Origin of the sequence: Afipia birgiae 34632 (genome assembly GCF_000308295.2) — a bacterium.
Lineage (GTDB): Bacteria > Pseudomonadota > Alphaproteobacteria > Rhizobiales > Xanthobacteraceae > Afipia > Afipia birgiae.
Map to the genome: position 1 here is coordinate 2130579 of NZ_HG326652.1, position 14154 is coordinate 2144732.

The window sequence follows — 14154 nt, forward strand, 5'->3', positions numbered from 1 at the left end:
CTCGGCAGGGCTGTTATGCCATCCGTTCCGAAAAGGAACGTATCAGCATGATCCAGATCGTCAACCGGTGGCCAAAACCGGAGGCAGCGTGTATCAGGGCCGCAGATAAGCCTATCTCCAAGCCAATGGAATTTCGTTTGAGCCAGTCCCCCGCAGTCAAGCCGTTCATGGAAGTCCTCTCAGGTCGCAGGCAGCCGGTGCCGCCGGCGTGGATGATGCGACAGGCTGGGCGTTATCTTCCAGAGTACCGTGAACTGCGCGCGACGGCGGGCAGCTTTCTCGATCTCTGCTTCAATCCCGAATGGGCGGCTGAAGTGACGCTGCAGCCGATCCGGCGGTTCGGGTTCGACGCCGCGATCATCTTCTCAGACATTCTGGTGATCCCGCATGCACTCGGACGGTCGGTGCGCTTTGAGGTCGGCGAAGGGCCGCGGCTCGAGCCACTCGATACGCCGGAGAAGATCGCAACGCTGGCGACGGCTGCGAATTTCACCAAGCTGGAGCCCGTCTATGAAGCTCTACGCCGGGTCCGCGCCGAACTCGATCCGAAAATCGCGCTGATCGGCTTCTGCGGCGCGCCGTGGACGGTGGCGACTTACATGGTCGCCGGACAAGGCACGCCGGATCAGGGGCCGGCACGGATGTTCGCCTACCGCGAGCCCGATGCGTTTACGAAAATCATCGACGTGCTGGTGGAAAACTCCATTGAGTATCTGCTGGGGCAACTCTCGGCCGGTGCTGACGCGTTGCAGATCTTCGACACCTGGGCAGGCATCCTGCCGCCGCGTGAATTCCAGCGCTGGTCGGTGGAGCCGACCCGGCGGATCGTTGAAGGCGTCCGGGCAAAAGCGCCCCACGCGAAGATCATTGGCTTTCCGCGCGGCGCGGGCGCACAGCTGCCGCTTTACGTCGGCCGCACTGGGGTCGATGGCGTCAGCATCGACTGGGCGGCGGAGCCATCACTGATCCGCGAGCGCGTGCAAAGCCACGTCGCCGTGCAGGGCAATCTCGATCCGCTCGCCTTGATTGCTGGCGGCACCGCGCTGGATCGCGCTGTCGATGACGCGCTGGCGAATTACGCAGACGGCCGATACATCTTCAATCTCGGCCACGGCATCCAGCCGGAAACGCCCATCGCGCATGTCGAACAGATGCTGAAGCGCGTGCGGGAATACAAAGGATAACACCCCTTCACGCAGCATAACCCCGACGCCATAGCGCGTCGAAGACGCGCGTAAACGCGCTTATGGCGCCGACCCTCCCCACAAGGGGAGGGAGAAGAAAAGAAATCGCACGCGCGACAAGTACCCATCCCTCCCCTCGATGGGGAGGGTGGCTGACCGAAGGTCAGCCGGGTGGGGTGACTACAAACGCAGGCTCACGCTGGCCGCGATCGCTCGATGATCGCCGCGGCGCCCTTGGCCAGCAGATCGAACGCCACCGCGCGGCCAAGCTCGCGCGGCTTGTCGGCGGGTCCGGTGCGCGCCGTTTCAAGCAGCTGATTGCCTTCAAGATCCAGCACCGACGCAGCCAGCGACATTTCGCGGCCTTCGATCGTTGAGAATCCGGCGATCGGCGAATTACAGTGGCCGTTGAGTACCCACAGAACCTCGCGCTCCGCGTCGGCGCACAAATGCGCGGCCGGATCGTCGATCAGCGCGAGATATTGCCGCGTCTGCCAATCGTTGGCCGCGCATTCCACCGCTACGATGCCCTGCCCCGCGGCCGGCAGCATTTCGTGCGCGGTGAATTCGCGGGCGATACGGCTTGCAAGCCCGACGCGCTCGAGTCCCGACCGCGCCATGATCAGCGCATCCGCCGGGCCGACTTCGCCACCTTCCGCGAGCCGCTGCATCTCACCGTTGTCGAGTTTGCGCACCCGCGTGTCGGCAGCGCCGCGAAAATGAATCACTTCAATCTCGGGAAACAGCCGCCGCGCGTACGCCGCTCGCCGCACCGCATTGGTGCCAATCTTGAAGCCCTTGCCCTTGGTGCGCTTCAGATCGTCGAAAGTAACGCCCGCGCGCAGCACCAGCGCATCGGTCGGCGGATCGCGCGACAGCGTCGCGCCGATCACGAGGCCCGGCGTGTCCTCGTTGCCCGGCATGTCCTTCAGCGAGTGCATCGCCGCATGCAGCTTTCCTGCGATCACGGCCTCGCGGATTTCGGCGACGAATGCCCCGCCCTTGCCGCCGTGCGGCAGCAGCAAGCCGGTCTGGTCCTGATCGCCGCGCGTCTCGAACTTGACGACCTCGACATTCAGATCTGGCGCAGCCGCCGTGAGACGGCGTGCGATTTCCTCGGTCTGCGCGAGCGCCATCGTACTTTTGCGCGTCCCGATACGCATGGAAATTGCTGCCACGTCTGCTCCGTCACCTGGGCGCGATTTTCCTCTGAAAACCGTGCTCTTTCGGGCGGCAACATACGGCGAGCAGTCCCCCCAATGCAAACGCATTGACGGGCGCATCGCGGTTGCGTCTGCCTCCGGTCCGCGCTTAAACAGCTTAGTTCCTCGTGCCCGGCGCAATCAAACGAGCCCCTGAATGACATCGTCCTCATCCATCGGTTTCCTCGCGCCCCTGTTCGTACCGGCCACGCGGCCCGACCGGTATGCCAAGGCCGCCGCATCCGGCGCGGATGGCGTCATCATCGATCTCGAGGATGCAGTTGCGGCGAATGAGAAGGATGCCGCCCGCGCGACGCTGGTTGCTTCCCCCCTGCCCCCCAATTCCATTGTCCGCATCAACGCATTCGGAACGCGCTGGCACGAGGCCGACGTGGTGGCGATGAAAAGTCTCAGTATCGCGGGAATCATGCTGCCAAAGGCAGAGACTGCTGGACACCTCGAAAGCGTGCGTGCCGTTCTTGGCGATCTGCCGGTCATTTCGCTGATCGAATCGGCGCAAGGCGTCGCTGGCGTCCGCGACGTCGCCAGTCATTCCAACCGGCTCGCGTTCGGCTATATCGACTTCAGCGCCGATCTCGGTTGCAGCATGGACCGCGACGCGTTGCTGATGGCGCGTGCCGAGATCGTGCTGGCGTCAAAACTTGCACAGTTGCCATCGCCGCTCGAAGGCGTGACGCCGTCGTTCGACGATCCTGCGCTCGTTGAGGACGACGCACGCTATGCCGCGTCGATGGGTTTCGGCGGCAAGCTCTGCATTCATCCGAAGCAGATCGCGCCGACGCTCAGGGGATTTCGCCCCTCGCAGGCCGACGTCGAATGGGCAACGAGGATCGCAAATTCAGGAGATGGTGCAGTGTCGGTGGACGGCATGATGGTCGATGCGCCGGTTCGGCTGCGAGCGCAACGGATTCTCGCTGCGGCTAAGGCCAGCGATGCGGCGGCAACCTAGTCGCGCGCGATCCAGACTGCCAGTTCATTGCCGCCGGGCTCGCGGAAATGAAACCGCCGCCCGCCGGGGAAATCGAACTGCGGCTTGGTGATCGTGCCGCCTGCGGCAATCACGCGCCTCTCAGCGTCGTCGATATTCGTGGTTCGTACTACTGCCAATGGCGCCGAGACTCGTTCGGACGCCTGATCGATACCGCCATCGATTCCCGCATCCGTGAGCGCATCATAAGTCGGTCCATAGCTGACGATTCCCCAACCGAAAGCCTGCTGGAAAAACGCGCTCGATCGCGCGCGGTCGGTGCTGGGAAATTCGATGTAGTCGATCTTGTCGGTCATGGCTGGCCTATCTCATTCTGAAGACGGTCGATGCCGCATCTTCACAATGCAGCATCGATTCACCGAGCTGTATCAGATTTTTATCCCGCCGCGACCGGAGGCCAGGTCATCAGAACCATCTCAACGGTCTTCTTGAGCTCATCCCGCGTGGTTCCGCCCACAGCCTGCACAGCAAGTCCCTGTGAGATTGTCGCGATATAGCGCGCCAGCGCCGCTGGGTCGGCTGTCCCCGGCAAATCGCCTTCGGATTTCGCGCGCTCAAGCCGCTCGCGCAAATCGCTTTCGAATCTTGCGCGATGAACTCTCAGTTCCTGCTTGATCGATTCAGCGGCCTCTCCGCACGTCAATGCGCCGTTGATCGACAGGCATCCTGCAGGACATTCGGGATCGGTCACCGCGTCGACTTCGCTGTAGAGGAGGTGCTCAACAACGGCGCGGGCAGTCGGCTGCTCGAGCGCTTGCTTGGTGTAGCCGGCCGGACCTTCGACATAAGAATCCAGAGCCTTGCGGAAAAGTTCTTCCTTGTTACCGAACGCAGCATAGAGCGACGGTTTGGTAATACCCATCGCCTCGGTCAGGTCCGCCATCGACGCGCCCTCGTATCCCTTCTCCCAGAAAACGTGCAACGCGTTTTCCAGAGCCTGGTCGAGATCGAATTCACGGGGGCGTCCCATGGCCACGGTAAGAACCTTTCGAATTTGTACCTTTCGTTAGATATGTCCCTTGACGGCGAAAGTCCAAGACCCATTTATACCGAACGTTACAGTTGCAGTGCAGCAATAACCACTGCGACGTGGGCAAATCGGAACTTTTATTCTCTCGCCGAGACAAGCCCCGAGCAACGTATTGAAATTATTTGGTTTCGCGTTCGACGCTGAAGCAAAAATTGGGGACCTGCGATGAAAAGTCTTTCAAAAAGAACAAGCCTGATTGGCGCCGGGATCGGTCTGGCAATTCTGGCAACTGCGGGAACCTTGGTCGCGACCTCAAACAATCGCGCCAAGGCCGATTCCGCCGCCGCGGCCACACCACCCGCGACGCCGGTTTCTGTCGCCAATGTTTCCGAGCGGGAAACCGCGATCTGGGACGAATTCTCCGGGCGCCTTGAAGCCATCGAGCAGGTGGAGGTCCGTTCGCGTGTCGCCGGAGCGATCCAGGAAATCCGTTTTCGCGAAGGCGCGCTGGTTCAGAAGGACGATGTTCTCGTCGTGATCGATCCGGCGCTTTACGCCGCCGAAGTCGCCCGCGCGGAAGCGCAGGTCGCCGCTGCGCAGGCGCGTCTCGTCTTTACCAAGAGCGACTACGAGCGCGGCCAGCAACTGACCGGGTCGCAAACCATCTCGCAGCGCGATCAGGACAACCGCATCAATGCCTATCGCGAAGCCGAAGCAAACCTCAAGGCGGCGCAGGCCACTCTGAAGACTGCGCAGCTTAACCTCGGCTACACCGAAGTACGCGCGCCCGTCACGGGTCGGGTCGGCAAGCGCGAGATCACCGTCGGCAACCTGATTGCCGCCGGTCCCGGTTCGCCGCTGCTGACCAGCATCGTCTCGACGTCGCCGATCTATGCCAGCTTCAACGCCGACGAGCAGGTCGTCCTGCGTGCGCTCGATGCGCTCGGCAAGGACGATGCGGCATCAAAGACCGGCCGCATTCCAGTCAAGATGGGCACCGCAACCAGCAATGGCCTGCCATTCGAAGGCCACATGCAGTTGATCGACAATCAGGTCGATGCGCGCAGCGGTACGGTGCGGGTCCGCGCCATCTTCGACAACAAGAATGGCCGCCTGATCCCCGGGCAGTTCGTCCGCCTGCAGATGGGCCAGCCCAAAACCGAACGCGCCATGATGATCAATGAACGCGCCGTCGGCACCGACCAGAACAAAAAATACGTGATGGTCGTGAACAAGGAAAGCAAGGCGGAGTATCGCGAAGTCTCGCTTGGCGTCGCCGTTGACGGCCTGCGCGTTGTCACTGCTGGCTTGAAACCGGGCGAGCAGATTGTGGTCAAGGGCTTGCAGCGCATTCGCCCCGGCGCACCTGTCGCGCCTGAAGTCGTGGCGATGGACGCAAACTGACACAAAGCGCTCGTCGTCAACAAGGTCATTGCGAGCGAAGCGAAGCAATCCATCGCTGAGAAAAGAAAAGCTGGATTGCTTCGTCGCTCCGCTCCTCGCAATGACGACATCGGACAGTCGATTACAACAAGACCAATAATGAGATGACGTCATGAATATCTCGAGATTTTTTATCGACCGGCCCATTTTCGCTGGCGTGCTGTCGGCGCTGATCCTGCTTGCGGGACTGCTGTCCCTGCCCGCGCTGCCGATCTCCGAATACCCGGAAGTTGCGCCGCCTATCGTGACCGTGCGCGCGCTCTATCCCGGCGCCAATCCCAAGGTGATCATCGAATCGGTCGCGACGCCGCTCGAGGAGCAGATCAACGGCGTCGAAAACATGCTCTATATGAACAGTCAGGCGACGACTGATGGCGTGTTGACCCTCAACGTCACTTTCCGCCTCGGCACCAATCCCGACCTCGCGCAGCAGATGGTTCAGAACCGGGTCTCGCAGGCGGAGTCGCGGCTGCCGGCGGTGACACGCCAGCTCGGCATCACCACGGTGAAGAGCTCGCCGAACATCACGCTGGTGGTGCATCTGTTGTCGCCGAATGATCGCTACGACACCACCTATTTGCGCAACTTCGGCGTGATCAACGTCAAGGATCGCCTCGCCCGCATTCGCGGCGTCGGCCAGGTGCAAATCTGGGGCGCGGGCGATTATGCGATGCGCGTCTGGCTCGATCCGCAGAAGGTCGCCGAGCTTGGTCTGTCGCCCGGCGACATCACCCGCGAAATCCAGGCCCAGAACGTCGAGGCCGCGGCGGGCACGGTCGGCGGCTCGCCGAACTCCACTGATATCACCCTGCAGATGCCGCTCAATGCGCAGGGCCGCCTGAAGGACGAGCAGGAATTCGGCGATATTGTCATCAAGACGGGCCAGAATGGTGAAATCACCCGCCTGCGCGACGTCGCCCGGGTCGAGCTTGGCGCCTCCGAATATGCGCTGCGTTCGCAGATCGACAATAAATCCGCTGTCGGCATCGGCATCTTCCAGTCGCCCGGAGCCAACGCGCTTGCCATCGCAGACGAAGTCCATGCGGTGATGACGCAGATCAAGCAGAACATGCCTGAGGGTGTCGATTACCGCATCGCTTACGATCCGACACGGTTCATCCGCGCCTCGATCGAAGCCGTGATCCACACCTTGCTGGAAGCGATCGCGCTGGTGGTGCTGGTCGTCATCCTGTTCCTGCAAACCTGGCGCGCGTCGATTATTCCCTTGATCTCGGTGCCGGTCTCGATCATCGGCACCTTCGCGGTGCTGCTGCTGTTCGGCTATTCCATCAATGCGCTGAGCCTGTTCGGCCTGGTGCTCGCGATCGGCATCGTGGTCGATGACGCCATCGTCGTGGTGGAGAACGTCGAGCGCAACATCGAGGAAGGATTGTCGCCGCGCGATGCGACCTATCGCGCCATGAACGAGGTGTCGGGGCCGATTATCGCCATTGCCCTGGTGCTGGTGGCGGTGTTCGTTCCGCTCGGCTTCATCAGCGGCCTGACTGGCCAGTTCTACAAGCAGTTCGCCATGACCATCGCGATCTCGACGGTGATTTCCGCGATCAACTCGCTGACACTGTCGCCGGCGCTCGCAGCCCTTCTGTTGAAGGGTCACGATCAGCCGAAGGATGCGCTCAGCCGCGGCATGGACAAGATTTTCGGCGGCTTCTTCCGGCGTTTCAACAACGTCTTTCTGAAAGCCTCGAATTCCTATAGCGGCGGCGTCAAGCGGGTCATCTCGCGCAAGGCCGCCGTCATGGGCGTCTATCTGGTCCTGATCGGCGTCACGGCCGTCTTGTTCAGGATCGTGCCCGGCGGCTTCGTGCCGCTGCAGGACAAGCAATATCTGATCGGGTTTGCCCAGCTTCAGGAAGGCGCCACACTCGACCGCACCGAAGAGATAATGCGGCAGATGTCGGCAATCGCTATGCAGCAGCCCGGCGTTGAGAGCGCCGTGGCCTTTCCGGGCCTGTCCATCAACGGCTTCACCAACTCGTCGAGCGCCGGCATCGTGTTCTCGACGCTCAAGCCATTCGGCGAGCGCAAGGATCCTTCGCTGAGCGCTACGGCCATCGCTGCTGAGTTGAACAAGAAGTATACGGTCATTCAAGATGCCTTCGTGGCCATGCTGCCGCCTCCTCCGGTCGACGGCCTCGGCACCACCGGCGGTTTCAAACTGCAGCTCGAGGATCAAGCGGGGCTTGGCTATGAGGCGCTGGACGACGCCAAGAAAGCCTTCCTCGCCAAGGCGGCGCAGGCCCCCGAACTCACCGGCTTGTTTTCGAGCTACAAGGTGGACGTGCCGCAGCTTTATGCGGACATCGACCGCACCCGCGCGCGCCAGCTCAACGTGCCGATCACCAGCATCTTCGAGACCCTGCAGGTTTATCTCGGCTCGTACTACGTCAACGACTTCAACAAATTCGGCCGCGTTTACTCGGTGCGTGTGCAAGCCGACGGCAAGTTTCGCGCACGGCCGGAAGACGTCGGTCTGCTGAAGGTGCGCTCGACGACCGGTGAAATGATTCCGCTGTCAGTGCTGCTGCGGGTGCAATCCACAGCCGGCCCCGAAAGCGCGATGCGTTATAACGGGTTCCTCGCCGCCGACATCAACGGCGATACCGCGCCGGGCTATTCCACCGGCCAATCGCAAGCCGCGGTCGCGCGTATCGCCAAAGAGACGCTGCCCAAGGGCATCGGCTTTGAGTGGACCGACCTGACCTATCAGGAGATCATCGCAGGTAACACCTCGCTCTACATCTTCCCGATCGTGATGCTGCTGGTGTTCCTGGTGCTCGCTGCGCAATATGAAAGCCTGGTACTGCCCATAGCGATCATCATGATCGTACCGATGTCGCTGCTGGCTGCGATGTTCGGGGTCTGGATCACCGGCAACGACAACAACATCTTCACCCAGATCGGCCTGTTCGTTCTGGTGGGGTTGTCGGCCAAGAACGCGATTCTGATCGTGGAGTTCGCACGCGAACTTGAGTTTGCCGGACGCACGCCGATCGCGGCCGCGATCGAGGCCAGCCGCTTGCGGCTGCGGCCGATCCTGATGACATCGATCGCCTTCATCATGGGCGTGGTGCCGCTGGTGACATCGGTCGGCGCCGGCGCGGAGATGCGTCACGCCATGGGCATCGCGGTTTTCTCCGGCATGATCGGCGTCACGGCGTTCGGCATCTTCTTCACGCCTGTGTTCTACGTGCTGCTGCGCGGCCTGACCGGCAACAAACCGCTGGCCCAGCATGGGCAAAGCTCGATCGAGCCGATCCCTGCGCACGCGCCTCACGCTGCGCCCCACGCGCTAAAGGACGCTGCTGAATAGCCTGCCATGCCCGGCAGGCCACACGATGGCGCACAGCTGCATTGCCCGTGACAGCGATGCGCCCGCGACGCGAAGCAATCCGGTCCTTGCCCTCCAAGCCGGATTGCTTCGGTCGCAACTTTGCAAAAGGAAATGGCCGGGGATGACCCCGGCCATTTTTGTTGAGACTTGCAAAGATATCAGCCCAGCGTCTTCGCCAGCGCACGAAACTTCTCGAGCTGGTCCGCCTTCAGCGCACGCGCTTCGTCCCGTCCGACGAAAACCTTGAACATCACGCCGCCATCGACATTGAGAAATGCCGCGAAGGCCGACGACTTGCCCATGAACGGACGCTCGACGAAAGCGATGCCGCCGCAGCGCTCATGGCGCAGATGGCCGTGCATGCCCTTCGGCTTCATGATGTTGTAGTAGCCGCGCCCGATTTCGCCGCCGCCAACCGGCTCGGTGACTTCGAAGATGCCGTCCTCGGTGTGGATGATCAGCGTCACCTCGCCCCATGACGCAATGTCCTGCATCGCAGCCACGAACGCAGAGCCCGGCGCGAAGCTGCGCATCTCCTCTGGCAACGCCTCGATCACAGCCCGTGCCGTGACGTTCTTCTCCCGCGCGACGTCCTCGATGACGCCGCCGGGATTCTCGGCCATATGCTTCTTGAGATCGGCCAAATCGGTGCTCAGCATGGGTTGCTCTCTCAGGCTGCGGCGCTGGTCTTGCGCTCGGTCTGGATAATGTCGAAGCCTTCAAACTTCGGATGGCCGAGGTAGAGGCTCGGGCCGGTCTGATTGTCGGCGCGGGCATGCGCCTTGCGGAACTGCTCGGACTTGGTCCACGCCTCGAACGAGGCCTTGTCGGCCCACAACGTGTGCGTCGAATAGAGCGTGTGATCCTCAGCTACAGGACCGCGCAGCAGGTGAAACTCGATAAAACCCGCCAGTTCGCTGAGATACGACTCGCGCGTCGCCCATACGGTCTCGAACGCCTGTTCGGAGCCGGTTTTCACCTGGAATCGATTCATCGCAATAAACATTGGTCTTCTCCTGTTTGTCTTACTGTAAGGCCGGATGGCCGGTTATCAAAGTGTCGATCTTGAAGGCCTTGCGCTGAAAACGCAGCAAGCCGCGCAGAAAACCTCTGCGCGGCATTGTCCCGTTTGCTTTCCGGAAGCAGTTATTGAGCGTTCTGCGTTCAGCTTCCTCCGAAGTGATATTTGAGACCGGCCTTGTAGACGATGCCCGCGCCGGCGCTCGCCCACAGCACGTCATTCTGTGGCGACGTGAAGTCGGCGGCGCGCGGAATGGCGTAAGGCCGGTAGTACTGATTGAGAAGATTCTCGACCGAGAAGTTCAGAGCGAAGTCCTTCGTCGGCCTTACCTGCAGATACAGGTTGACGAGATCGTAGGACGTGCCCGGCAGATAGGTGACCGGGATATCGGTGTTACTCTTCACCGATGTCCACATCGCCGACAGTATCACCTGATTATCCAGGAAGCGCAGGCCCGCGGTCGTCGTCACCTTCTGCGGCTGCACGCTGTACAGGCCAATGTTGGTCTGGGTGTTCTTGCCTTCCTGCAGCGTCAGCGACACGCCGACGAAATAGTCGTTTGCGTCGTACATCGTTTCGGCTTCGAAGCCCTGGATCCGGGCGTTCGCGATGTTCTGGTACTGAAGATACGTCGTCGGAAACACACCCGGAATCGGCGGGAAGGAATTGAACGGAGGTCCGGTGAACTGGACACTGTCGATATAGTCGTCGACATCGTTGCGGAAGAGATTCAGCTTGCCGCGGAAACTGTCGCCGGCCCTGAACAGATCATTCTTCTTGATATTGACGCCGATTTCCTTGGTCTTGCCAACCTCAGGACGGAGATTGGGGTTCGGCAGGAAGCAGAAGAATCCGCGCGTGCCGTCGGGGCAGACCGAAAAGTCGCCCTGCCCGGCGCCGGTCGCAACGTGAGCGCCGTTGACAAGCGTTTCGGTAATCGACGGTGCACGATAGCCTTCGGCATAGCTGATGTAGGGTGTCACCACGCTCGCAGGCAGCAATCCGATGGTGATCTTCGGCGAGAAGCGGTCGCCGCTGGCGGACCCTGCCGACGAGCTCAGTTGATAGTTGTCATAGCGGATCGCGCTGACCATCTCCAACAGCGAGGTGTAGCTGGTCTTCCACTGAACGAACGCGCCAGTGACCGTGCGTTCGCCGCTGGGGGTGGTCTTGTTGGAATTGCCGCTCTTGTCGAATGTCGAGACGTCGTCGCGGAAGCCGTCGCCACCGTAGGTGATGGCATGACGCCAGTCGCCGGTTTCAAAGCGCGATGTGTTGTGGACGTCGAAGCCGAGGGTATCTATCAGATAGCCGCGCTGGTCGCCGACGCAGCCGGTAATGCTGTTGCCCGGCTGGCCGCCGGCGCAATTACCGGTCGCGGCGGTCGAGTTGTGCAGGGTTTTGACCTGCTGGCTGTCGGTGCGATTCCAGTAGATCTTTGCATCCCAGTCGAAAATCTGATCGTCGGGCCGGGAGTACTTCCAGCCAAGCGTGGTGGTATAGTTCTTCAGATTGGTGGCGTAGACCGATGTGCCGTTGCCTGCCGCTCCTGGCTGCGCGAACGGCTGCCCGACCGGACGGCGAGGCTGGCCGACGTTGTAAATGTCTTCCTGGAAGATGCCGCCCAGTTTGATCTCGTGACCATCCGCAGGGCGCACTGTCAGCTTTGCGATACCGCTTGAAAGCCGCTGCGCGGTGTTCTCGACCGTGACACCAAGGCCGTCCTTGTAGTTGTTCTGCGTCGAATAGGTACCGCCTGCGAACACATCGACGTTCGGATTAACGTGAACGCCGCCGAACACCGATCCGAGTGCGCGGCCGCTGTTGGTACCGAACACCGTGTTGGTATCGACGCCCCAGCGCTCCCCGGGACGCACGACATCCTGAATGTCCTTGGTGCGGAACGAAGCCACACCACCGATGGCGCCGGAGCCGTAGATGTTCGCGGTCGGGCCGCGCACGATGTCGATGCCGCCGATCAATTCGGGATTGAGGAAGAACGAGCCATTCGAATTGTGGCCGGTACGCTGGTAATTCTGACGCGCGCCATCGACGACGACTGCGACGCGACCGAAATCCTGCAAGCCGCGGATGTTGATGGCTGTCGACGGATCGTCACCACGATCCTGCAGCCAGACACCGGGAATATTGTAGACGAGGTCGCCGACGCGCGTGGCGTTACGCCCCTGAATCTGCTCCAGCGTCACAACGCTGACCGGCGCCAGTGCATCAATGGCACGCTCTTGGGTTTTGGTCGCGGCAACCGTAATCTCATCGAGTGACTGATAAACCGGCTGTCCGATCTGCGCGTTTGCATTCATCGGGTTCCGCGGTACAGGCACTTCCGCCATCGGAACTGCGGCGCGCTTGCGCTTGATCGGCTTCGGCTTGGCGGGTTGAACAGCCCGGCTGGAAGTTTCAGCAGATTGCGCATGCACTGGCCCAGCGGCAACCACCGCTCCCAGCGTAACAACAGACACAGATAGTAACAGCGCGCACGCACGCGCGTTCAGCCCCGACATGACAGCCCCAAATCTTCTTGATGCTTTGTGATGCGGCTGGCGGGCATCGCCCGAAGGCGGCTGGCTGGCTGTCCTAGAATCCGCTGGCTACCGCCAACGCGTTGCTACTTTTCGTAAAATGCCTTGTCGGGGTCAAGCCGAAGAACAGTCAGTTTAAACCTATTGTAAACTGGAGTGTTGGAATTCGCGCGCTGACAAACTTAAGAACAGCCGAGACTTTCAGAAACGGGATGCGCAAAACGAATGAATGCTGGCTCGCCTCACAACCCCGACGGCACTTCGGGCAAAGACGCCGGCGATCAATCTAGAACGACTCTAATTGAGCGTTCGATCCCTTTGACGGATAACCGTATCCAGAGCCGCGACCTGTTCGTTTCCTCGCGCGAGATCATCATCACCCACGGCGAGGAAACCTATCGCTTGCGGCTGACCTCGCAAAACAAGCTGATCCTGACCAAATGAACTGCAGAATACCCGCTTCCCGAACGGTTCGCGCAACGCTTGCCGCCACGCTCGCTCTCGCCGCTGGCCTTTGCTCCGCCCCGCCGTTCGCTGCGGCGCGCGCCGAGGGTATCGTAATACACGATGCCCGTGGCCGTGACGTTACTGTTGGCAATACATCACGCATCGTTTCAATCGGCGGCGCGATCACGGAAATTCTGTACGCGCTCGGTCTTCAGGACCGGATTGTCGGAGTCGACACCACGAGCCTTTATCCGCCGAAGGCGCTCGGCGAAAAGCCGAACGTCGGCTACATGCGGCAACTGAGCGCGGAGGGTGTGCTCGGTCTCAACCCGCAACTGATCCTCGCCATTGAAGGCGCCGGCCCGAATGAGACGCTCGACGTTCTCGACGCCGCGAAAATTCCGTTCGTATCGTTTCCCGAGACCTACACCGAGCAAGGCCTGATCGAGAAAATCAAGCTGGTCGCCCACGCGATGGATGCGGACGCGCGCGGCGCTTGCCTCACGGCAGCGGTCAGCGGTGACCTCGCCGAACTAAAAAGGCTGCGCGACAACGTCAAGCAGCCCGCACGCGTAATGTTCGTGATGTCATTTCTGAATGGCCGCGCCATGGTTGCGGGACACAAGACCGCAGCGAACGAGATCATCAAGCTCGCCGGCGGCATCAACGCGGTCGACGGCTTCGACGGTTACAAGCCGATCAACGACGAGGCGATCGTCGCCGCCAAGCCGGATGTCATCCTGACCATGCAGCGCGGCCGCGAACAGCTCGACGCCCAGACCGTGTTCGCCAATCCGTCGTTTGCACTGACACCGGCCGCCGCCAAGAAATCATTCGTCGCGATGGACGGACTTTATCTGTTGGGCTTCGGACCGCGCACCGCAGCTGCCGCCCGCGATCTCGCGCTGTCGCTTTATCCCGACCTCAATGACAAGGCCGCGACGTGGAAGCCGGCGGCGCTATCGGTCGACTGCCACAAATGA

12 protein-coding genes are annotated in these 14154 nt (G+C 61.2%); 6 read left to right on the forward strand and 6 right to left on the reverse strand.

Annotation, left to right across the window (positions count from 1 at the left end; genetic code table 11):
- The first annotated feature begins 125 nt into the window (after window positions 1–125).
- Window positions 126–1184 (forward strand): uroporphyrinogen decarboxylase, encoded by a 1059-nt coding sequence (hemE, locus tag BN32_RS10055; RefSeq protein WP_430641915.1) that lies wholly within the window; start codon window positions 126–128, stop codon window positions 1182–1184.
- Between the two features lie 194 nt (window positions 1185–1378).
- On the opposite strand, the gene hemC is transcribed toward hemE, so the two are convergent.
- Window positions 1379–2347, reverse strand: a complete 969-nt coding sequence (gene hemC / locus BN32_RS10060; protein ID WP_019198056.1) for a hydroxymethylbilane synthase — start codon at window positions 2345–2347, stop codon at window positions 1379–1381.
- Between the two features lie 196 nt (window positions 2348–2543).
- Between hemC and BN32_RS10065 the strand changes: the two genes are divergently transcribed.
- Window positions 2544–3356, forward strand: coding sequence for an HpcH/HpaI aldolase/citrate lyase family protein (locus tag BN32_RS10065; RefSeq protein WP_019198057.1), 813 nt, complete (start codon window positions 2544–2546; stop codon window positions 3354–3356).
- Here BN32_RS10065 and BN32_RS10070 read toward each other — a convergent pair.
- Together BN32_RS10070 and BN32_RS10075 are read right to left on the reverse strand one after the other, a co-directional pair.
- Complete coding sequence (locus tag BN32_RS10070) at window positions 3353–3691, reverse strand: VOC family protein (protein ID WP_019198058.1); 339 nt, start codon at window positions 3689–3691, stop codon at window positions 3353–3355. The genes BN32_RS10065 and BN32_RS10070 overlap by 4 nt on opposite strands.
- 80 nt (window positions 3692–3771) lie before the next feature.
- A complete protein-coding gene (locus tag BN32_RS10075) occupies window positions 3772–4371 on the reverse strand; it encodes a TetR/AcrR family transcriptional regulator (protein WP_040425617.1) in 600 nt (199 codons plus the stop codon).
- Window positions 4372–4590: 219 nt separating this feature from the next.
- On the opposite strand from BN32_RS10075, the gene BN32_RS10080 reads away from it, so the two are divergent.
- Both BN32_RS10080 and BN32_RS10085 read left to right on the forward strand, forming a co-directional pair.
- Window positions 4591–5769: an efflux RND transporter periplasmic adaptor subunit gene (locus BN32_RS10080; RefSeq protein ID WP_019198060.1), complete on the forward strand. Its 1179-nt coding sequence runs from the start codon at window positions 4591–4593 to the stop codon at window positions 5767–5769.
- Between the two features lie 151 nt (window positions 5770–5920).
- Window positions 5921–9142, forward strand: a complete 3222-nt coding sequence (locus tag BN32_RS10085; protein ID WP_019198061.1) for an efflux RND transporter permease subunit — start codon at window positions 5921–5923, stop codon at window positions 9140–9142.
- A gap of 179 nt (window positions 9143–9321) precedes the next feature.
- Here BN32_RS10085 and hutX read toward each other — a convergent pair whose 3' ends face one another.
- The 3 genes from hutX to BN32_RS10100 form a co-directional block, all read right to left on the reverse strand.
- Window positions 9322–9822, reverse strand: coding sequence for a heme utilization cystosolic carrier protein HutX (hutX, locus tag BN32_RS10090; protein WP_019198062.1), 501 nt, complete (start codon window positions 9820–9822; stop codon window positions 9322–9324).
- An 11-nt stretch (window positions 9823–9833) separates the two neighbouring features.
- Window positions 9834–10169: a heme-degrading protein HmuQ gene (gene hmuQ, locus BN32_RS10095; protein ID WP_019198063.1), complete on the reverse strand. Its 336-nt coding sequence runs from the start codon at window positions 10167–10169 to the stop codon at window positions 9834–9836.
- A 158-nt stretch (window positions 10170–10327) separates the two neighbouring features.
- Window positions 10328–12706: a TonB-dependent hemoglobin/transferrin/lactoferrin family receptor gene (locus BN32_RS10100; RefSeq protein ID WP_019198065.1), complete on the reverse strand. Its 2379-nt coding sequence runs from the start codon at window positions 12704–12706 to the stop codon at window positions 10328–10330.
- A gap of 243 nt (window positions 12707–12949) precedes the next feature.
- On the opposite strand from BN32_RS10100, the gene hemP reads away from it, so the two are divergent.
- A complete protein-coding gene (gene hemP, locus BN32_RS10105) occupies window positions 12950–13168 on the forward strand; it encodes a hemin uptake protein HemP (protein ID WP_040425618.1) in 219 nt (72 codons plus the stop codon).
- A complete protein-coding gene (locus tag BN32_RS10110; protein ID WP_019198067.1) occupies window positions 13165–14154 on the forward strand; it encodes a heme/hemin ABC transporter substrate-binding protein in 990 nt (329 codons plus the stop codon). Before hemP ends, BN32_RS10110 begins: the two co-directional genes overlap by 4 nt.